This is a genomic window from Microbacterium sp. NPDC028030, assembly GCF_040637855.1.
GTDB lineage: Bacteria > Actinomycetota > Actinomycetes > Actinomycetales > Microbacteriaceae > Microbacterium.
On sequence record NZ_JBEZXF010000002.1, the window covers coordinates 1,032,762 to 1,053,517 of the forward strand.

Sequence of the window (20,756 nt, forward strand, 5' to 3'; positions counted from 1 at the left end):
TTGCCGCGGTTCGGTCGCAACATTCCGGCGTGTCGTCCGTATGCGCAGGTGGCTCCCAGCAGGTCAGAGGTCGGCGTGCAGGCCCCAGAGCCGCTCGGCCGAACTCGCCCAGGAGAAGGCCCTCGACCGGTCGGCCGCGAGCACTCGCAGCCGGTCCGCACCGCCCGCAGTGGCGTCGGCGACCGCGTCCGCCAATTCCGCCGCCGGCACCAGCATTCCTCCGTCTGCGATGACATCACGATGAGAGCCGCTGTCCACGGCTACCACCGGGAGTCCGAGTGCCATGGCTTCCACCGCCCGCCACGGCCACCCCGCTGTGGCGCTGGTGGCGACGAAGGCCGCTGCCCCCGCCAGAACCGCGGCGCGCTCGTGCGGGGCCGATGTACCGCGAATGTGCGCACGCCGCTCGGGCAGCCCTGCCGCGGACGCGATCTCGGCGTAGTGGGGTTCCGCGCCTTCGGGGGCGTCGAGCACGACGGCATCGACACCCGCCGCCATCGCTCCTCGGAACCCCTCTGTCAGCGTCGCCGGGGATCCGCCGACCACCACGTACTGTTCCGGGAGCGACGCCGCGGCGCGGCGCTCAGCAGCGTCCGGAGGCGCGGCGAAGCCCTGGGGAGGCGCACCGGCGATGACGCGGATGCGATCGCCGAGTCGCGCGAGCTCGGAGAGCCGTTCCCCGATGGCATGCGACGGCACGACCACCGCGTCGGCATGCTTCACGGCACGACGGAGCATGCCCCGCTGCCACGCGACCTGCCCTTTGGAGAGTGTCTCCGGCGCGTCCCACGCCCGCAGATCCCACAGCGTGACCGTGGTCTGGTCGTTGTCGTGCACGCGGTCGTGACGCACGAGCGGCGCCATCAGCGTCGGCGAGTGGATCAGTCCCCCGCCCACGCCCGGCGCGATGCCGAGCTGCCACGATGTCGCCAGCTCCCGACGCGCGAGGGCGAGCGTGCGTACATCGCTCACACCGCCGATCGACACCTCGGCGCCCGCCGTCACGATCGCGTCCACCGTGCATCCGGAGGGCGACGTCGCCACGAGTCCGAGCGTGAGGTCGAGTGATGCGGCGGCCTGATCGGCATCGACGACATGCACCAGCTGATCAAGAACCACACGCAGCCGAGCACCCATGGGATCAGGCTATCCTCGCCGCCACGTTCCCCCGTGGAGCACGACGCCCGCGCCGCGTGAATGTCAGCGTTCCCACAGATTCGACCTCCCACGGGTTAAGGCGTTCATGCTTGAATGCTCGGGTGAGCGATGGTCGACTTCCCGTCCGGCGCCGATGGATCGGGTGGACCGTCGGCGTCCTGTTGTCGCTCCTCCTCATCGCGATCGGCTGGGTGACGGTACGCGGCATCGGCGCGGTGAACGACCTCCAGCAGGTCGCGAAGGGCGCCACTCAGCTCAAGGAGTCGATCGCAAGCGGCGACCTCGACGGAGCACAGCCGATCGCTCGGAGCATCGCCCGCAACGCCGCATCCGCCGACGACCTCACCTCGGACTTCGTGTGGCAGGCGTTCGCGGCGGTACCGCTGCTCGGACCGAACTTCCGCGCCGTGAGCGAGATCGCCGACATCGCCGATGACGTGTCGACCGATGCCCTCGCGCCCCTTCTCGACGTGGCGAGCGGACTCGACCTCGCGAGCCTCGGGTTCAGCGCTGGTGCGATCGATCTCGCGCCCTTCGCGGCGATCGAGCAGCCGCTCGGGACGGCGAGCACCGCGCTCAGCGCCGCACAGGTGCAGGCCAGACGGATCGACGCCGATGCCACGCTCCCCCCGCTCGCCGACGCGATCGGTCAACTGCGCACTGCCGTCACGCAAGCGGCGACCGCCGTCGGCTCTCTGCACGGCGCCGCCGTGCTGCTGCCGACGATGCTCGGGGGCGAAGGGCCGCGGAACTACGTGCTGGCGATGCAGAACAATGCGGAGCTGCGCTCCTCGGGGGGCATCGTCGGTTCGATCGCTCTTCTGCATGCAGAGAACGGCAGGATCTCGCTCCAGACGCAGGCATCGACGCGCGACTTCCCGCCGCTGGACACCTCGCTGCCGCTGAGCGAATCCACGATCGCGCTGTTCGAGGACCGCCCGGGGAGGTACCTGCAGAACATCACCAGCATCCCGGACTTCGCCGAGGCCGGCGAGACGATCGCCGCACGCTGGACGGGGCGCTTCGGCGGCACAGTCGACGGCGTCATCGCGGTGGATGCGGTCGTCGCGAAGCACCTCATGGCCGTCACGGGAGACCTGACGTTCGGCCCCTTCACTGCGACGGCCGACAACGTGACCGACATCCTGCTGTCCGAGATCTACGCCGCGGTTCCCGACCCCGCCGTCCAGGACGAGATCTTCGCGCAGGCGGCGGGCGCGCTGTTCAACGCCGCGCTGTCGGGTGGGAATCCGAAAGCGCTCCTCGGCGCGCTGGCCGACTCCGCCGCCGAGGGGCGGATCCGCATCTGGAGCGCCCATGCGGAAGAGGAATCGCTGCTCGCGTCCTCCGCACTGGGCGGCACCATCCCGAAGGACGGTCCCGACGGCACGTACGTGGGCGTGCTGATCAACGACAGCACCGGCGGGAAGATGGACTTCTACACGCGCGCGACCATCGCGAGCGCGATCGGCACCTGTCAGGGACTTCCCACCACGCAGGTCCGCGTGACGTGGACGAACACCGCTCCCGCCGATGCGGCCACCTCGCTGCCGACGTACGTCACCGCCGACGGCTTCTACGGCGTGCCCGCCGGCTCCACGCGCACACTGATCGCGATCTACGGTCCCACGGGTGCCACGCCGTCGCACGTCGACCAGGACGGGAAGGAACCCGGAGTGCAGACGGCCGTGCTCGATGGGCGATCCGTGATCCAGCACGAGGTGACGCTCGCGCCGGGCGAGTCGACCACCGTCACGGTCGAGTTCCAGGGAACGGGCGCCGGAGAGCGTCTCACCGAGGTGCTGCACACCCCCCTGATCGAAGCGCCGGACACGCCGAGAGAAGCCCTCGACTGCACTTCGTGACATTCACCGTCCGATAGGGTACTGTCGACTCACTGGGGAATATATTGGAGTCTGCAATCCTGCCGTGGGGGCAGGGAGGCTTCACGCAGTCGGATGCAGGGGTGTATCCGGAGGCGATTCCGCGTGAAATTCTGGGGAGAGATCATGCTGAAGAAACTGGCTGCCATCAGCCTTACCGCTGGCGCGCTCGTACTCGTCGCGCCTGCCGTCGCAACCGCGGCTCCGACGTCTGTTCCGACCGCGTCGTCCGACTCGTACCCGTCGCCTCCCGGCGTCAAGGTCAACGACCCGATCATCGACACCTGCGAGGTCTCGACCATCGTGTTCGGATCCGGGTACTTCCTGCCGTCCGAGAACGTGAATGTCTCGATCTCCGGTCTGAACGCCGGCAACGCCGCCGTCTCCGGCAACACCGCCGCGGCCGACGGGAGCATGACGCTCACGTTCCGTCCGCCGTCCGACGGTGAAGGCTCCTACGCCGTCGCCTTCGGAGGCTCGCGCTCGTACACCGCGACGGTGGCGGTGTCGCACGGCCACGACGCGGCCACCTCCTGCGACCACGACCCTGGCGTCGCTCCGGCGGGAGCCGAGCTGCCTCTCACCGGAGACGGCTTCGAATTGGCGCTCACCGGCGGAAGCGTGTCGCCGTGGGTCCTCGGTGGCGGTGCTGCGGCGCTCGTCGCCGGTGGCGCCCTCGTCGCCGTCGGGGTGTCTCGCCGCAAGCGCGCCTAGGTCCGGCTGCCGCTTCGCGCGGTGGTCGACTGGACGACGGTGATCCCTCCCCCTCCGATCACCGTCGTCTGGTGCATCCGGTGGAGTCACCGGCAGCCCACGACTCGTCATCACCCGAAGGTGACGGTCGTGGGCTCTGGCGTGTCCCGGGGGTGGATGCGATCGGGCGATGCACCGCGGGTGTCACGGCGTGGGGGTCGGCGACTCCGTCGGCGGATGCAGCGACTGCTGGATCATGGTGTGGATGAAGTCGTAGTCGGGCTGATGCTCATCGACGCCGAAATCCGGTGTGAGCTCGATCGTGGTCACCTGCTGCTCCTTCGCTTTGAGCATCAGATCGAAGAACTCGGGAAGCTTGTCCGACGGCAGGTCCGTGCTGATCAACGCGGTGCCCGCCGCCGCCACCTCGTTGAACCGCGTCAGCACCGTCTGCGGAGTGAACTGGGCGAGGATCGCCTCCTGCAGCTCGCGCTGCCGCTTCATGCGGTCCCAGTCGCTGGTCGTGTACCGCGAGCGCGCGTACCACTGCGCGGTGTCGCCGTTCATGTGCTGCTTTCCGGGCTCGATCCAGCCGATCGCCCACTCGTTGACGTCGGTACCGGTCCATCCCTCCGGCGGTCCGCCCTTCGGCAGACGCTCCGTGACGTCGATCTCGACTCCACCGAGAGCATCGACCAGTTCCGCGAAGCCGTGCATGTCGACGAACACGTAGTACGGGATCTCGATGCCGAGGACCCCCTCCGCCGCATCCTTCGTGGCTTCGATCCCCGGCTCTGAGCCGTTCGCCTGGGCGTCGGGATAGAGTCCCGCTCCCCCGTCCTCGCGGCACACCTCCGCGGCGTTGCGCACGTGGTTCATCCAGCCGTTCCATCCGCACGACGACGACTGGTGACCCTCGAAACCGTTCGGGTAGAGCTCCTGCATGGGGCTGCCCTCGCTGAAGGGCGCGTTCGGCAGCTCTCGCGGGATACCCGTGATGGTCACCGCCCCGGTATCGGCGTTGACGGAGACGACCGAGATGCTGTCGAAGCGCATGGAGTCTCGTCCGTCGCCGCTGTCCGCTCCGAGCAACAGGATGTTGTAGTAGCCGTCGCTGGGCTCGACGCTCGGACCGCTCTGCCCGAAGATCGCTCCGAGCGTGCTGCGCACCGACCCGACGGCGGTGGCCGCATACGCGGTCCCGCCGCCCACGAGGCCGAGCAGGACCAGAGCGACCACAGGGATCGCCAGGCGGGACGCGCCGGGGACCTTCACGAGCCTGACCAGACGGAGAGCATCGAACGTCAACACGATCCAGAGCACGATGTAGCCGATGAGGAGCACCTGCACGATCGTGAGGATCGCGGCGGAGAAGAATCCGCCCCCGATCGTGATCCACAGCAGCACCGGCCGAGCGAAGAGGGCGAGGCCGGCGGCCACGATCACGAGCACCCATGCGATCACCGTCGCACCGAGCCCGAAACGGCCGAGTCGACGGTTGCCTGCGAGCACCTGAGCGGAGCCGGGCAGCAGGAGGTTCAGCGCGACGAGCCACCAGCCGCGCTTCGCCATCGTCCCACCGTCGGCGACGTCCGGATACCGCAACGGCCGGGTCTCGATCAGCGGGCGCTGTGGTGCGCGCGGAGGCGCAAGGGTCACAGCGAACCCTTCAGCCGATCATTCTTCTCCTCGACCTGGGCCTCGAGGTCGAGCGCATATGCCTCCACCCGGTCGGCGAGGTCCTCGTCCCCCGTGCCGAGGATCCGCGCGGCGAGGAGTCCCGCATTGCGGGCTCCGCCTATCGACACGGTCGCCACCGGGATCCCCGCAGGCATCTGGACGATCGACAGCAGGGAGTCCATGCCGTCGAGGTAGGCGAGCGGCACGGGCACCCCGACGACGGGCAGCGGAGTCATGGAGGCAAGCATGCCGGGAAGGTGCGCCGCTCCCCCGGCGCCGGCGATGATGACGCGGATGCCGCGAGACCGTGCTTCCCGAGCGTAGGACATGAGCTTGTCGGGCGTACGATGCGCCGAGACGACCTCGACCTCATGCGGGATCCCGAAGTCCGTGAGCGCCTGAGACGCATCGCTCATGACACGCCAATCGGAATCGGATCCCATGACGACGCCGACCAGAGGAGCGGCGGAGGAATGCAGTGGCTCGGTCACCAGATCAGGCTACGGTCTGCCGCTGGGAGAAACCCCGAACGGCACGCGTCTTGACGCGCATGTCTCCCCACGATCGATGCACCGATGACCGCCGGGGTCACTCGAAATGTGCGGCGGCGGCACGCGCGACGTACACGGCGTCGTCGAGGTCGTCCTCCGCCACGTTCACGTGGCCGACCTTGCGGCCAGGACGCGGTGCCTTCCCGTAGGTGTGGATCTTCGCCTGCGGGTGCTCCGCCATGGCAGCGCTGAATCGCTCCTCGAGCGTGCCCTCAGCGGGCCCGCCGAGGATGTTCACCATCACCGACCATGCTGCTCGGGGCTCCGGGCTGCCCAACGGGAGATCGGCGACGGCACGCAGATGCTGCTCGAACTGCCCTGTGACGGCGCCGTCCTGGCTCCAGTGCCCGCTGTTGTGCGGGCGCATCGCCAGTTCGTTGACGAGGATGCGCTCATCGACGGTCTCGAACAGCTCGACGGCGAGCATTCCCGTGACGCCGAGGCCTTCGGCGATCGTGCGGCCGATCTCATCCGCGACCTGCACGAGGCGCTCTCCTGCGGCGGGTGCGGGCGCGATGACCTCGGCGCAGACGCCGTCGCGCTGCACGGTCTCGACGACCGGGTACGCGACCATCTCCCCCTGGGGGCGACGCGCCACCTGCTGGGCGAGCTCCCGCACGAACGGCACGAGTTCCTCCACGAGGAGCGCGTCGTCGTCGGTGAGCGCCGCGAGCCAATCCTGCGCCTCCTCCGCCGCACGGACCACGCGGACGCCCTTGCCGTCGTATCCCCCGCGCGGGGTCTTCACGACACCCGCTCCCGCGTGCGCGTCGAGGAATGCCTGCAGCTCGGCGGCGCTGCGGACGGCCGCCCACTCGGGCTGCGGCACCCCGAGTTCGGCGAGACGTGCGCGCATCACCAGCTTGTCCTGCGCGAACTGGAGCGCATCCGGTCCGGGATGCACGACGACCCCCTCGGCCACGAGTGCACGCAGCACCGACTGCGGCACGTGCTCATGATCGAAGGTGACGACATCGACGTCGGCAGCGAACGCGCGCACCGCCTCGAGGTCTCGGTAGTCACCGACCGCGGTGGCCGCCAAGCCTGCGGACATCCCCTCGTCCTCTGCGAGCACTCGCAGCTCGAGTCCGAGTTCGACCGCCGGGGCGATCATCATCCGGGCCAGTTGTCCTCCGCCGATCACGCCAACACGCAACGCCATGTGCCGTTTCCCTTCGTCTGCATCCATTCTCCCGCACCGCTGCGGGCGGAAGCGACATGCTTCGGAGGAGCAGCGCTCACCGGTCGGCGGTGTCGTCTCCGGTGGCCTGCGCGTCGCGGTGCGCAAGGATCTGCCCGACCTCGATCTGGTCGGCGAGGGTCTCGTGCACCAGGGTCACGTTCGGGACGTTGGCGAGCCGCAGCGGGGCGTCCACGCCATTCGAGAGCGTGATCGTGCCGGAGCCCCACATGCGCTGCAACGGGCCGCGGCGTACGGCGATCGTGTACCCCCTGGCGTGGGACATCTCGCGGCGTCGGCGCGCCCCGATGCCGTTGTGCGCGATGACGCGCCTCGTCGTGACGGTGGTGCTCCGCGAGTACCAGACGATGAAAGGGACCACGACGGCGACGACGACCAGCACACCCGCCGCGGCGAGCAGCATCCAGTCCTCGAACCCCGCAGGCAGGTTGCCGTAGAAGAACGCCGTCGCACCGAATGTCGCGATGAGCACGAGCGCCGACCAGAAAAGGCGCCGGGCGTGACTGCGAAAGCGCGCGATCAAGAGCTCCTCGGAGGGTGTGCCGGGCGGCGGCATCAGGGGCCGCCCACCGAGCGTCACGGGCTGGGTCACCCCACCATTGTGCCTGTGATCTGCGACATCGCCGTCTGCGGAGCGGCGTGTCAGCTTCCCACCGGACGCACGTGCACCACATCGCCCGCGGAGATCGCGTGCTGCTCGTCGCCTGCGGTGACCAGCAGATGCCCGTCGGCGTCGAGTCCCGTGGCCATGCCCTCCACCACGCGCCCACCGGGCATCGACACGCGGACGGCCTGCCCGAGCGTCGCGCACCGCACGGTCGCCGCAGAGTGCAGTCCGCTCTGCAGGGCGCCGCCCGCGGCGATGAGCCCGGACATCAGGGCGTCGATCAGCCGCAGGTAGTCGGCCAGCAGGCGGTCGTCGTCGGCGTCGACCCCGAGAGCGCCGAACGACGTGGCCGTCGGCACCGGGAGCTGCGCGGCGGTCATCGCGGTGTTCACTCCGGCCCCGACGATCACCGCATCCGCGACCGCCTCGGCGAGGATGCCGCAGATCTTGCGCCCGTCGACGAGGACGTCGTTCGGCCACTTCACCGCGACCTCGTGGTGCGGGAGCTGGGCGGCGATCGCGTCGCACATCGCGACGCCGGCCGCGAGCGGGATCCACCCACGGGCGGCCGACTCGTCCGGGAGTTCGCGCAGCAGCACGGAGATGGCGATCGCTGAACCCTCCGGAGCCAGCCACGTGCGGTCGAGACGCCCGCGTCCGGCGGTCTGATCGTGCGTCACCAGGGTCGAGAGGTGGGGCCAGCCGATGGCGTCGGCCGCGTATGCACGCAGGTCGGCGTTCGTCGAACCGGTATGAGCGACCGACTCCACGCGGGGCGCGACCTCACTCGCCAGCGGGAACGGCACGCTCACACCTCTTCGTCATCGGCTTCCTCGTCATCGTCGTCCTCGTCCTCGCGGATCGCGCCGACCTCATGTGCCTGCCACTTCTCCCACTCCTGCATGAGCTGGTCTATCGCGGCGTGGAACTTCTCGGTCGCGACACCCTGCGTCGTGTCGCCGAAGTAGTGCTGCACCCACATCCGCAACCGTGCGATGGCCGCTTCGTCTCCGCGTACGCGTTCGACCTCGGCGACGATGTCGGCCGCCACGTCCGCGGTCAGCCACTCGCAGTCCGCCAGGTAGCCGTTCGTGTCGATCGAGGCGCGTTCATCCGTCGGCCTGGTGATCATGAGGGGCTTCCCCGCGGCCAGCCGGTCGTAGACCATGGCCGAGATGTCGACGACCGCGACGTCGGCGGCGGAGAGCTGCCAGCCGAGCTCGGGCCCGTGGTCGTAGATGTGCTGCGCGGTCGGATCCGCGGCGTTCGCGGCGCTGATCGCCGCAAGGATCCTCCGGTGAGCGGCGCCGTACTCCTCATCGACGACCCCGCTGCGCGGATGCGGGCGGTAGATCACGCGATGCGCGCCTGTGGCCAGGAGGCGGGCGACGAGGGTCTCGCCGTGCGTGGCGATGGACCCGTAGTGTGCGCTGGGCCGGTCGCCCTCCCAGGTGGGGGCGTACAGCACCACGGTGCGATCGTCCGGCGCGTACGGCAGCGTTCCCGAGTAATGGTCCGCCTGCGGACGCCCGATCTCGATCGTGCGCCGGTCGACGTCGTAATCCCACAGCGTGCGCGAGAGGCGGTCGCGCGCCGCCTGCCCTGCCACGAGGGCGTAGTCGTACGCCTTGTACTGGTTCGTCGTCATGTACATCTTGTCGGACTCGCCGTGATTGATGAACACGTGCCACCGGCGCCCGTAGCGGAACATCTGGAAGTTCCGGGTGTTCTGGTTGACATACAGCACGACGCGGATGTCCTGGGTGGCGATGAACCGCTCGAGGTCGCGGATCTTGGGCACGAACGCGACAGGCGGCGATGCCTCGTCGAGCAGCTTCTCGGTTCCGGTCGCCTGCCGGGAGAGCACCACGACGGGCCAGCGTTTCGCGAGCTCGGCGAGCGGGCGGTACCACTGCCGCATCTGGTACATGTTCACGGCGCCGTCGGCGAAGTACACCGCGACCTTGAAGTGGCCGGTCGGAAACGGCTCCCGCTCGGCGAGCCGCCGACGTACCCGCTGCACGGAGGTGCGGGAGGCGAGCGCCCGCTTCAGCAGACGGTACGCCTTCTTCGCGTCAGACAGTGCACCCATCCCTCCAGAATAGTTCGTCGCCGCGCCGCTCTCCTGCGGCTGTGGAACCATCCGCTCTGCGTGGTCAGGAACCGGGAGACCCGCCGTGACATGATCGACATGTGCCAGCCGATGAAACCTCAGCACCCCTGCGCGGGGTCTCTTTCGTGATGCCGGTGCTCAACGAACGCGCCTACCTCGAGCACGCGATCGAGTCCGTGCTCGCTCAGGACGTCGACGTCCCGACCGAGCTCGTCCTCGCGCTGGGTCCGTCCACGGACGGCACGACGGAACTCGCGCACCGACTGGCGGCGACGGACGACCGCATCCGCCTGGTCGAGAACCCGGCCGCGCACATCCCCGTCGGCTTGAACGCAGCGATCCATGCGAGCCGCTACGACACGATCGTCCGCGTCGACGCGCACTCCGAGCTCTCGCCCGGCTACGCCGCCCGCGCTCTCCAGACCCTGGAACGTACCGACTCCGCCAACGTCGGGGGCGTCATGCACGCCGAGGGTCGCACGCCGTTCCAGAAGGCCGTCGCCCGCCTCTACAACTCGCCCGTCGGGCTTGGCGGAGGGGCGTACCACGGGGGCTCCCAGGAGGGTGAGGCCGAATCGGCCTACCTCGGCGTGATGCGCCGAGAGGTTCTCGAGGAGGTCGGCCTCTTCGACGAGTCGATCCGGCGAGGCGAGGACTGGGAGCTCAACCTCCGTATCCGGCAGGCCGGGCACCGGGTGTGGTTCGACCCCGAGCTGTCGGTCACCTACTGGCCGCGCGAGAGCTGGCTGCGACTGGCACGGCAGTTCCGGGCGACGGGAGCATGGCGCGGCGAGCTGGTGCGCCGCTACGGCCGTCGGAACGGCATCCGCTACTTCGCACCGCCCGCGCTCGTCCTGATTGTCGCGCTCGCTGCCGTGCTCGCGGTGCTTCAGCTCACGGGCGTCGTCAGCGGCGTGGCCTCTGTGGTCGCGTCGCTCGTGGTCGGCGTACCGCTCGCGCTCTACGTGCTGCTGGTGCTCGGGGTCGCCCTCGCACCAGGAGGCGGCGGTGTGCGACAGCGATCGTGGACCCTGCTGGTGCTGCCGACGATGCACCTCTCCTGGGGTCTCGGATTCCTCGGCGGAGTGCTCCGCGGCGCGCGGGACACCGTCGACGCCTCGCGGCTGGGCACACGCAACACGCCGCTCCCCTGACCTCGACGTGGCGCGCGTCAGGGAGTGACGAAGCCCAGGTCGAGGATCCGATCCACGACGCGCTCCGCAGCGTGGCCGTCGTCGCGGGTGTTGAATTGCCGGCGCCAGGCCGCGTAGCGTTCGGCGAACTCCGCCTCGTGCTCCGTGTCCGCCAGCGCCGCTGCGAGCTCCTCCTGCGTTCTGACCAGCGGACCCGGAGCGCGTTCGGCGAGATCGAAGTAGAAGCCGCGCAGCTGTCCGCGGTAGTGATCGAGGTCAGGCACGAGGAAGTACATCGGCTTGCCCGTGACACTGAAGTCGAACATCACCGAGGAGTAATCGGTGATCAGAGCATCGGCGGCGAGCAGCAGACGCGCGGTCTCGGGGTACCCGGTCACGTCGATGACGCGCGCGCCGGAGCGATCCCGTCCCTGCTCGAGGGTCCGGGAGTGTCCGCGCACGAGCACGACGGCGTCGGTCTGCTGCGCCAGGAGCTCGGGATCGACGAAGTCGACCATCTCCGACCGGTCGTCCCGCCAGGTCGGCGCGTACAGCAGCACGCGCTCGTCGGCACGAATGCCCAGAGCGGTGCGGACCGCCGCACGATCCTCAGTGGCGAGCACGTCATTCCGCGGGTAGCCCTCCACCCAGATCGGCCGCCCGAAGAAGGCGTATGCCTTCCGGAGGATGCGCTCGGAGTAGGTGTTCTGAGCGAGGAGGACGTCCCAGCGCCGAGACTCCTTCACGACCGCGGCCATCCGCCGAGGATCGAACCCCGGGCGGTGCAGAGCGAGCCTCTTGAGCGGGGTGCCGTGCCAGGTCTGCAGGACCTTCTGCCCCGGCTTGCGTGCGAAGCGACGACGGAGCCAGTCGTTGACCACGAGAAGGCGTGCCGCTCCCCTGGCATGCCACCACTGCGGGGTGCCCTCGACGACGGCGATGGCACCCTCCGGCACCTCGACCGACAGGTCGACGACGCTCCAGTACCGGCGCACGTCGGGTGCTCTGAGCGCGAGCTCACGGTCGATCGCGCGGGGATTGCATCCGACGCTGCGCCCGTAGAAGCTCTCGAAGAACACCGCGTTCTCGGTTCCGCCCGCCTGTGCGACGTACCTCTCCTCCAGCGTCGAGCGTCCCTCCGCGGTCTCGTACACCGGGTCGATCGGAGGCGCGATGCGGACGCTGCCGCCGTTGACGGCGATGCGCACCCCGGTGAGCACCACGGGGTCGATGCGGATCCCCTCGATGTCGGCATCCGCGATCCGCAGTTCGTACTCACCGGACGGCAGGGGTAGCGAGGGGCCGCCCCAGCGCGACGCCTGGAGCGGGAACGTCGCCTTCCATGTCTTGCCGCCTCCGCTGATGCGTGCGTCGACGCGTGCACGCGGGCCGATCAGTGCGGCGTCAGCTGGTCGCTGGCCGGTCCCTGCGATGACCAGCGCCTCCGCTGCGTCATCGATGCGGGCCGTTGTCATGCTGCTCCCTTCGGCGCGGGGATACCCCGAGCGCGGATCGCCTGGTAGACGCGATCCGTGTTCCGTCCGTCCCGATGCGCGTGCATCGTCGCGCTGAGCGTAGCGGATCTGCGGGACGCTCCTTCATACGCGTGGCGGTCGGAGAGCAGCTGCTCGAGCTGTACGAGCACTCCTGCCCAGTCGGCAGCCGCATCGGAACCCGCGACGTCTTCGAACCGCCCGTAGAAACCCCGCGTGCGCGCATACTCTCGCGCGTCAGGTGCGAGGAAGAGGACCGGCATGCCCAGCAGCCCCACGTCATACGCGAGCGACGAGTAGTCGGTGATCAGGACGTCCACCGCGGCGAGTGCCGGCGTCACATCGGAGAGGACGGCGGCGCCCAGTGGGCGCACTCGTCTGCTCGGCAGCGGAGGTGCGTAACCGCCGGCACCCAGGGGGTGGGAGCGCACCAGCAGGACCGCGTCCTGCTCCTCGAGCAGGCGGAGGATCAGGATCCACTCCGTCGCGGTCGGCACGGCGGGGTCCGCAGCCCCGTCCCGCCACGTCGGCGCATACAGGATCGTGCGGGTGCCCTCGGCGATCTCGCCGACCGCGTCCCGCAGGACCTCGGACGCGTGCGCGCGACGTTCTGGGTCGGTGCCCGCCGAGAGGACGTCGACGCGAGGTTCTCCCGTCACCACCACACGGTCGTCACCGAGACCAAAGGCCGACTCCAGCCGACCACGTGCCCGGTGCGACGCGGCGGGAAGCACACGGATACGCTGTGCGGCGGCCCGATACAGGACGCCGACGATCCCACGTAGCACCCGTGCGCCGGGGACATCGGGGACCTGCGTCGTGGCCGGCGAGTCCAGACCGATGCGCTTCAGCGGGATACCGTGCCAGAGCTGCACCACGAAAGCTCCGCCGTTCGCGTAGCGGTTGACGTCGCCGAGGCCGTGCGTCACGACGAGCACCCCGGCTCGAGCCGTCGCCCACCACCCGCGCACACCGCTCTTGCGCACGAAAGGGATGCCGAGAGCGGCGGCATCGCGATCTTCACGGTCGGACGCCGTGAGCCACAGGGTGCCGTGTCCGAGTGCGGAGGCGTGCCGCTGCAGAGCGAGTGCGCCGTCGCCGATCCCCGCACCGCAGCCGAAGACCCATCGTCGCCCGCGCGGGACGACGAGCGTACCGATGCGTCCGACGGCATACAACGGGATTCGGAGCAGCTTGGCCGCATTGCCGGTGCCAAAAGAGAAGGACGCCACCCCGCGAGCCTATCGCGGAGGTGGCGCCCTTCTTTGAGAGCCGGGGCTCAGCCGGCGAGTTCGCCGAGCGTCACCTCGATGTCGTACTCCTTGCCGCCGCGGACGTATGTCAGCTCCGCCGTGCTGCCTGCGGCTGCGGCGCGTACCTGAGCAGTGAGGTCGGTCGCACTGGTGATCGGCACCCCGTTGAACGAGGTGACGATGTCGCCCTCCTCGATCCCGGCGTCTGCGGCCGCGCCACCGGCGCTCGCCTTGGCGATGTATGCGCCGGCCACGGTCGCGCCCTCGACGCCGGAAGCGTCCTGCACCGAGGCGCCCAGCAGGCCGTGCGTGGCCTGTCCATCCGCGATGATCTCCTCGGACACCCGCTTGGCGATGTTCGACGGGATCGCGAAACCGATGCCGATCGAGCCGGACTCCTCCGAGTTGCCCGAGCTCGCGATCGCCACGTTGATGCCGATCAGCTCGCCCTTGCTGTCCACCAGGGCGCCACCCGAATTGCCGTGGTTGATCGCGGCATCCGTCTGGATCACGGCGATCGAGATGGAATCGGTGGCCTGCTGACCCGAGCTTCCCGGAATGTCGAACTGGAACGGTCCCTGCTGCCCCTCCTCCGGCGCCTGCTCCTGCGGAGCATCTTCCGAAGACGAGTCGGGCAGGGCCGACGATGCGATCTGGATGCTGCGGTTGAGGGCACTGACGATGCCGGTCGTGACCGAGTTCGCGAGCCCCAACGGCGCGCCGAGGGCGACCGTGGTGTCGCCGACGTTGAGCTTGGACGAGTCGGCGAACTTCATGGGCGTGAGCCCCTTCGCGTCCTTCAGCTTGATGACGGCGAGGTCGTAGATCGGGTCAGTGCCGACCACGGTGGCCTCGTAGAGGCGCCCGTCCGACGTGGTCACGCGGATGGTGGGATCGGCGACGGCGCCTCCGAGCGTCACCACGTGCGTGTTGGTGAGCACGTACCCGTCGTCGCTGATGATCACACCGGAGCCGCTACCTGCTTCGTTGGATCCCGCGACCTCGATCGTGACCACCGACGGCAGCGCCGAGGTCGCAACGGCAGTGGTCTCGTTGACGGAGCCGGGGTTGTTGACCGTGACCGTCTGCGGTCCTGTCGCCGTGCCGGAGGACGGCCGATCCTGGATCCCGTTGAGCAGTGCGCCGCCGCCGAAACCGGCGACGCCGCCGACGAGCGCCGCTGCCACGATGAACGCGGCGAACTTCGCCCCGCTCCGCGGCTTCGCGTCCTTCGTCTTCGTGCCGTCGCCCGCGACGGGCTCCGTGCCGAACGGCTGTGTCGACTGCGTGTATGAGGCCGCCGTCGGGATGCCGAAAGCCGCCCCCGATGCGGTAGCAGCTGCGGGGGCCGTCGACGCGTCGTATGCGCGCGGGACGGACTCGATCACCGGAGTCGGCGGGGTGTGCGACGTGAACGTCGACGGGACCTCGTGTCCCTGCGCAGGAGCCGCGGGCGCAGCGGCGGCCGGAGCTGTGGGGTCAGCGGCGGCGTCCGTCGCCGGCTGGGCGGCGACCTCTGCGGCCTCGGTGGACGGCACGGCGTCGTTCGACGCGGGTGCCGAGTGGTCCTGGGTGTTGTCTTCGTTCATGGTGTGTGCTCCTTCAACGACCATTTCAGAATGACGCGTGTATCTGTGCGTTCCTTATGTCGAGGATGAGTTTCAGCTATGGCCTTAGCCTGTTCTTCATGAGTGTCATCCCCGGCGCATGGCGTCGCACAGCCGCCGGTGCCGGTCTGCTTGCCGCGGACGGAACCGTCGCGCCCACCATCTTCGCAGAGATGTCCGCCGCCGCGGCCCGGACCGGGGCGATCAATCTCGGTCAGGGCTTCCCCGACGAGGACGGTCCGGCCGTGGTGCTCGAGGCCGCACGACGCGCCATCGCCGAGGGCGTGAATCAGTACCCGCCGGGGCGGGGCTTCCCCGAACTGCTCGCAGCGGTATCGGCACATCAGCAGAGGTTCTACGGCTTGGAGGTCGATCCGGGCAGTGAGGTGATCGTCACCGCGGGCGCGACCGAGGCGCTCACCGCGACGCTGCTCGCGCTCATCGACGGTCCGGACGACGAGGTCGTCGTCTTCGAGCCGTACTACGACTCCTACGCCGCCGCCGTCGCTCTGGCCGGCGCCAGACTCCGCACGGTCCCGCTCCGCGCCCCGGACTTCCAGCCCGACCTCGACCAGCTCGCGGTCGCGGTCACCGACCGCACGCGTCTCATCCTGGTCAACGACCCGCACAACCCCACGGGTGCGGTGTTCGGTCGCGAGGTGCTCGAGGAAATCGTCCGGCTGGCGACGCGCCATGACGCCGTCATCGTCACCGACGAGGTGTACGAGCACCTGACGTTCCATACGGCCCACACGCCGATCGCCACGCTCCCCGGCGCCGCCGAGCGCACCCTGACAATCTCGTCCGCCGGCAAGACGTTCTCGACGACGGGCTGGAAGATCGGCTGGGTGCACGGTCCCGCCGCCCTCATCACGGCGGTGCTCACGGTCAAGCAGTACCTCACCTATGTGAACGGGTCGGCGTTCCAACCGGCCGTCGCCGTCGGGCTGCGGATGGACGATTCCTACTTCTCCGACGCGGCGGCCGTGCTCGCTCGGAAGCACGAGATCCTCGGCGATGGGCTGCGGGCCGCCGGCTTCACCGTGCATGCGCCGCAGGGCGGCTACTTCACGGTGGCGGATGCGACGGCGCTCGGCGGTGAGGACGCGGCCGCCTTCTGCCGCACTCTTCCGGAGCGTGCGGGCGTCGTGGCGATCCCGCTGACCGCTTTCGTCTCGGAAGAGCGACGGAGCGAGTTCTCCGGCCTGGTCCGGTTCGCGGCCTGCAAGCGCGTCGATGTGCTCGAGACGGCGGCCGCGCGACTCGCTTCGCTCACCGCCTGACCCCGCGGGAGACGGACCGGCGCTCTCGTCAGCGAGGAGCGACCGCGTACCGTCGCACCCGCAGCGACGGATTCGTCTTTCGCACCCGTGCGAGGGAGGAGCGTTCGACGACCGCCACAGCGATTCCCGGTGCCGTCCCCACCCCCGCCAGCACGACACCCTCCGGATCGACGATCTGGGAGTGTCCGACGCCGATCGGTGTCGGATGATCAGCGGCCACGACGTAGACCGTGTTCTCGATCGCCCGAGCGGCGAGCAGTGTCGTCCAGTGGTGCTCCTTGAGGGGTCCTCTGACCCACTCGGCCGGGACGACGAGCACATCCGCGTCCGCGTCGACGAGAGTGCGTGCGACCTCCGGGAACCGCAGGTCGTAACACGTCATGAGCCCGAAGCGCAGGCCGCCGAGCTCGAAGGTCGCGGCCTCCCCCACAGCGCCGGGCTCGATCCAATCGGACTCGGTCTGTCCGAATGCGTCGTAGAGGTGCTGCTTGCGATAGACCGCGAGGATCCCGTCTCCGCGCACCGCGACGACGGTGTTCCGCACCCGATGCCCCTCGCCCCGCTCCGCCAGACCAGCCACGATGACCACCGCGTACTCGGCCGCGAGCGCGGTGAGAGTCGCGACGAACTCCCCGTCGAGCTCTTCCGCATTCGTGGAGAGGCTCTCGTCCATCGGGTCGACGAAGTAGCTCGCATACTCCGGGAAGACCACCAGCTTCGCCCCTCGTGCGGCGGCATCCGCCGTCAGCTCGGCGATGCGCTCGCGGTTGTCGGCGCGGGATGCCGTCGGCGCGAACTGGCACACGGCGACGGGGACGGCGGCGGTCTCAGACATGTCTTCATCCTCTCGCATCGACGACGCGCCCGGGCCGCACGCCGGCGGGGCCTCGATTCGCCCGCTTCCCGATTCCGTGATAAGTTATCTCTTGTGCCGCGGGGTGGAGCAGTTCGGTAGCTCGCCGGGCTCATAACCCGGAGGTCGCAGGTTCAAATCCTGTCCCCGCAACAAATGAAGGCCCTGAGATCATCACGATCTCAGGGCCTTCACCTTTTGAACCGACGCCGATGAGACGCGCGAGCACCCGTCTGTGCCGCGTTTCCACGACGAAAGGGCGCCCCGTGAGGGACGCCCTTTCAACGAGAGGAAGCGATCACTCGCCCGCGGTCGACTCCAGCTCCAGCAGCTTCTCGACAGCCGCGGTGAGGCGCTCGTCGGCCTCGGCGAACTTGGTGAGGTCGCCGGACTTCAAGGCGGTCTCCCGATCGAGCAGCGCCTGCTGCGCCGACGCCAGAGCATCGGCCTGGGCGTCCGTCGGCTGCGTCGGCTCCGTCGGCGTCTCGCCGGTCTCCGGGTTCTCGGTCTCCGGATCGCTCGGTTCGACCGTGTCGTCACCGCCTGTCGCTCCGGAGTCGCCGCCGAAGAGGGTGTCGAGTGCCTCGGTGAGGGTGTTCTCGAACGCGACCCGGTCGCCGAATGCGACGAGCACCTTCTGCAGGCGCGGCAGCTGCGTGCCCTCGGACGACTGCACGTAGACCGGCTGTACGTAGAGCAGGCCGCCACCCACGGGCAGCGTCAGCAGGTTGCCGTAGATCACCTCGGACTCACCCTGTTGCAGCAGGTTGAGTTGCGGCACGACGGCGGTGTCCGAGTTGTAGGTGTTCTGCACCTGGCCGGGTCCTGGCACCGTCGTATCGGTGTCGATCTCGAGCATGCGCAGCTGACCGTAGCCCTCCGCCTTCACGCCCTTCTCCGATCCGGCATCCGAATCGACCGCCAGGTACCCCATGAGCACATCACGGCTGCCGCCGGCACCCTGCGAGTTCGGGATGAAGGTCGAGAACATCGAGAACCGCGGCGATTCCTGGCCGGGCATCTGCATCGTGAGGTAGTACGGCGGCTGCAGCATCGCCTCACTGCGCGGGTCGTTCGGCGTCTGCCAGCGGTTGTCCTGCTGTGCGAACGAACCCGCCTTGTCGACGTGGTAGACGCCGAGGATGTCGCGCTGGACCTTGAACAGGTCGGTCGGGTAGCGCACGTGGCTCATGAGCTCGCCCGACATCTCGCTGACCGGCTTCAAGGTCGACGGGTAGATCTTCTGCCACGTCTTGAGCACCGGGTCCTCGTCGTCCCATGCGTAGAGGGTGACGGAACCGTCGTAGGCGTCGACCGTCGCCTTGACCGAGTTGCGGATGTAGTTGATGTCGTCGATGGCGAGAGTCGGCGACGGCACGTTCGAGTCGGCGATCGCGTCGGACAGGCTCACGCTCGTCGAGTACGGGTACGTCTGGCTGGTCGTGTAGCCGTCGACGATCCAGACGATGCGGCCGTCGACCACGCTCGGATACGGGTCGCTGTCGAGCTCGAGGTACGGGGCGACCTTCTGGACACGCGTCTTGGGGTCGCGGTCGTAGAGGATCTGCGAGTCTTCGTTCACGAGGTTCGAGAACAGGATCTGCTCCGACTGGAACTTCAAGGCGTAGAGGAGCTTCGTGAACGTGTCGCCGATCTTCGGACCGCCGTTCCCCGAGAACGTGGTCTTCGTCTCGCTGGAGCCGTCCTTGCCGCGGGGATAGTCGATCTCCGCGGGCTCCGACCCCTCGGGGGCGCCGACGATCGAGTACTCGGGCGAGTTCTCGCCGAAGTACACGCGGGGTTCGAAGTTCTCCCGATCCGTCAGGAACCCGGACGACGGGATGCCGCGCTCGAGGAAGACGGGCTCGCCGTCGGTCGTGCGCTGGTTGCCGGCAGCGGCGACGAGGCCGTAGCCGTGCGTGTAGACCGCGACCCGGTTGTTCCAGTTGTCGCCGTCACCGAGTCCCGACATGTCGAGGTCGCGGACGGACACCACGGTGTCCTGCATCTCGCCGTCGATCTCGTAGCGGTCGACGTCCATCGTCTTCTGGAACTGGTAGTACCCGCGGTACTGCTCGAGCTGGCGCACCGTCGGCGGGATGACCTTCGGGTCCATGATGCGGGTCGATGCCGTCGTCTCGGCGTCGGCGCGCAGCTGGCCGGCCTCGGCGTCGGTCTCGGCCTCGAAGGGCGTCGTCTCGAGGTTCGCGACCCCGTACGCCTCCTTGGTCCCGTCGATGTTCCGCTGGTAGTACTCGGCCTGATAGGCGTTCTGGTTCGGCTTCACCTGGAAGGTGGTGACGACCCACGGGTATCCGACGCCGACCACGAGGGCGGCGACGATCAGGAGCGCCGTGGCCGCGAGCGGGAAGCGCCAGCGGCCGATGACCGCGGTGACGAAGAACAGGATCGCGACGACGGCCGCGATGATCGCGAGGATCGCGAGCCCGGGGATGGTCGCGTTCACGCCCGTGTATGCCGCACCGGTGATGCGGTCATCGGGCTGGACGAGCGTCTTGTACTGGTCGAGCCAGAGGCTCGCCGCCTGGACGAGCAGGTAGAGTCCGGCGATGACCGCGAGCTGGATGCGCGCCGGCTTCGAGATGCGCAGCTCACCCTGACCGATGCGCACGGAGCCGTACAGGTAGGAGACCAGAGCGGTGACCAGAAGCGAGAGCAGAAGCACCGCCGACACGAACGCGAGCAGGATCGAGTAGAACGGCATCGCGAACATGTAGAAGCCGGTGTCGATGCCGAACTGCGGGTCGACGTCAGAGGTGGCGACGCCGTTGGCCCAGAGCCAGACGGTCTTCCACTGCCCGGCCGCGGCGAAGCCGGCGAACAGGCCGAAGAAGATCGGCATGCCCCACATGGCCAGTCGACGCAGGGGTTCGATGACCTCCTGGTACCGGTCGAGCTGGGAGCTGAGGCGCACGTACACCGGACGCAGCCGGTAGGCGAGCTGGATGACCACGAACAGCGGCACGGCCATGCCGAGGAAGCCGACCACGAACATCACCGCCGTGGCTATCCACTGCGTGGTGAGGACACCGGTGAAGCCCACCTGGTCGAACCAGAGGAACTCGGTGTAGAGGGAGGCGAACACGAAGAACACCGCGATCAACGCGGCGATGATCACCAGGGAGATGCCGAGGATGCGTCGGGAGGTTCGAGGCGTGGCCGGATTCGGAGCTGGGGTCGAGGTCACCCTCCCATCCTAGGCACCGCTCACTGTGCGCAGGCTGTCA

Annotated in this window: 16 protein-coding genes and 1 tRNA gene; 5 read left to right on the forward strand and 12 right to left on the reverse strand. The window is 68.8% G+C overall.

Features of this window, described 5'->3' with window-relative positions; translation table 11 throughout:
- Positions 1-63: 63 nt before the first annotated feature.
- Positions 64-1,137: a glycosyltransferase gene (locus tag AB0E56_RS13945; RefSeq protein WP_359799842.1), complete on the reverse strand. Its 1,074-nt coding sequence runs from the start codon at positions 1,135-1,137 to the stop codon at positions 64-66.
- A gap of 122 nt (positions 1,138-1,259) precedes the next feature.
- On the opposite strand from AB0E56_RS13945, the gene AB0E56_RS13950 reads away from it, so the two are divergent.
- Positions 1,260-3,023, forward strand: coding sequence for a DUF4012 domain-containing protein (locus AB0E56_RS13950; protein WP_359799843.1), 1,764 nt, complete (start codon positions 1,260-1,262; stop codon positions 3,021-3,023).
- Between the two features lie 144 nt (positions 3,024-3,167).
- Positions 3,168-3,755, forward strand: a complete 588-nt coding sequence (locus AB0E56_RS13955) for a hypothetical protein (protein WP_359799844.1) — start codon at positions 3,168-3,170, stop codon at positions 3,753-3,755.
- A 183-nt stretch (positions 3,756-3,938) separates the two neighbouring features.
- On the opposite strand, the gene AB0E56_RS13960 is transcribed toward AB0E56_RS13955, so the two are convergent.
- The 6 genes from AB0E56_RS13960 to AB0E56_RS13985 all read right to left on the reverse strand — a co-directional run bounded on the left by AB0E56_RS13960 (position 3,939) and on the right by AB0E56_RS13985 (position 9,865).
- Positions 3,939-5,393, reverse strand: a complete 1,455-nt coding sequence (locus AB0E56_RS13960; protein WP_359799845.1) for an LCP family protein — start codon at positions 5,391-5,393, stop codon at positions 3,939-3,941.
- Entirely contained in the window at positions 5,390-5,857 is a 468-nt protein-coding gene (gene purE / locus AB0E56_RS13965; protein ID WP_359800071.1) for a 5-(carboxyamino)imidazole ribonucleotide mutase, read from the reverse strand. The genes AB0E56_RS13960 and purE overlap by 4 nt, the downstream gene beginning before the upstream one ends.
- A 145-nt stretch (positions 5,858-6,002) precedes the next feature.
- Complete coding sequence (locus AB0E56_RS13970) at positions 6,003-7,127, reverse strand: 5-(carboxyamino)imidazole ribonucleotide synthase (protein WP_359799846.1); 1,125 nt, start codon at positions 7,125-7,127, stop codon at positions 6,003-6,005.
- A 76-nt stretch (positions 7,128-7,203) separates the two neighbouring features.
- Positions 7,204-7,722, reverse strand: a complete 519-nt coding sequence (locus AB0E56_RS13975; RefSeq protein WP_359800072.1) for a PH domain-containing protein — start codon at positions 7,720-7,722, stop codon at positions 7,204-7,206.
- Positions 7,723-7,808: 86 nt separating this feature from the next.
- Positions 7,809-8,579, reverse strand: a complete 771-nt coding sequence (locus tag AB0E56_RS13980) for a biotin--[acetyl-CoA-carboxylase] ligase (protein WP_359799847.1) — start codon at positions 8,577-8,579, stop codon at positions 7,809-7,811.
- 2 nt (positions 8,580-8,581) lie between these two features.
- Positions 8,582-9,865 carry a CDP-glycerol glycerophosphotransferase family protein gene (locus AB0E56_RS13985; protein ID WP_359799848.1) on the reverse strand — a complete coding sequence of 428 codons (1,284 nt, stop codon included), beginning with the start codon at positions 9,863-9,865 and terminating at the stop codon, positions 8,582-8,584.
- Between the two features lie 149 nt (positions 9,866-10,014).
- Here AB0E56_RS13985 and AB0E56_RS13990 point away from each other — a divergent pair, with 149 nt between their 5' ends.
- Positions 10,015-11,040, forward strand: coding sequence for a glycosyltransferase family 2 protein (locus AB0E56_RS13990; RefSeq protein ID WP_359800074.1), 1,026 nt, complete (start codon positions 10,015-10,017; stop codon positions 11,038-11,040).
- 17 nt (positions 11,041-11,057) lie between these two features.
- On the opposite strand, the gene AB0E56_RS13995 is transcribed toward AB0E56_RS13990, so the two are convergent.
- From AB0E56_RS13995 to AB0E56_RS14005, 3 genes are read right to left on the reverse strand one after another with little or no spacing between them, the layout of a single operon-like run.
- Positions 11,058-12,494, reverse strand: coding sequence for a CDP-glycerol glycerophosphotransferase family protein (locus AB0E56_RS13995; protein ID WP_359799851.1), 1,437 nt, complete (start codon positions 12,492-12,494; stop codon positions 11,058-11,060).
- Positions 12,491-13,744, reverse strand: coding sequence for a CDP-glycerol glycerophosphotransferase family protein (locus AB0E56_RS14000; RefSeq protein WP_359799852.1), 1,254 nt, complete (start codon positions 13,742-13,744; stop codon positions 12,491-12,493). The genes AB0E56_RS13995 and AB0E56_RS14000 overlap by 4 nt, the downstream gene beginning before the upstream one ends.
- A gap of 47 nt (positions 13,745-13,791) precedes the next feature.
- Entirely contained in the window at positions 13,792-15,354 is a 1,563-nt protein-coding gene (locus AB0E56_RS14005) for a trypsin-like peptidase domain-containing protein (RefSeq protein ID WP_359799855.1), read from the reverse strand.
- Positions 15,355-15,452: 98 nt separating this feature from the next.
- Here AB0E56_RS14005 and AB0E56_RS14010 point away from each other — a divergent pair, with 98 nt between their 5' ends.
- Positions 15,453-16,655, forward strand: a complete 1,203-nt coding sequence (locus AB0E56_RS14010) for an aminotransferase class I/II-fold pyridoxal phosphate-dependent enzyme (RefSeq protein WP_359799857.1) — start codon at positions 15,453-15,455, stop codon at positions 16,653-16,655.
- A gap of 28 nt (positions 16,656-16,683) precedes the next feature.
- Here the strand turns inward: AB0E56_RS14010 and AB0E56_RS14015 are convergent, their stop codons facing one another.
- Positions 16,684-17,490, reverse strand: a complete 807-nt coding sequence (locus AB0E56_RS14015) for a carbon-nitrogen hydrolase family protein (protein ID WP_359799858.1) — start codon at positions 17,488-17,490, stop codon at positions 16,684-16,686.
- A gap of 97 nt (positions 17,491-17,587) precedes the next feature.
- Here AB0E56_RS14015 and AB0E56_RS14020 point away from each other — a divergent pair.
- Positions 17,588-17,661, forward strand: a tRNA-Met gene (locus AB0E56_RS14020).
- 145 nt (positions 17,662-17,806) lie between these two features.
- Here the strand turns inward: AB0E56_RS14020 and AB0E56_RS14025 are convergent.
- The gene (locus AB0E56_RS14025; RefSeq protein ID WP_359799860.1) at positions 17,807-20,716 is read right to left on the reverse strand and encodes a UPF0182 family protein; all 2,910 of its coding nucleotides are present in this window, start codon (positions 20,714-20,716) and stop codon (positions 17,807-17,809) included.
- Positions 20,717-20,756 lie beyond the last annotated feature (40 nt).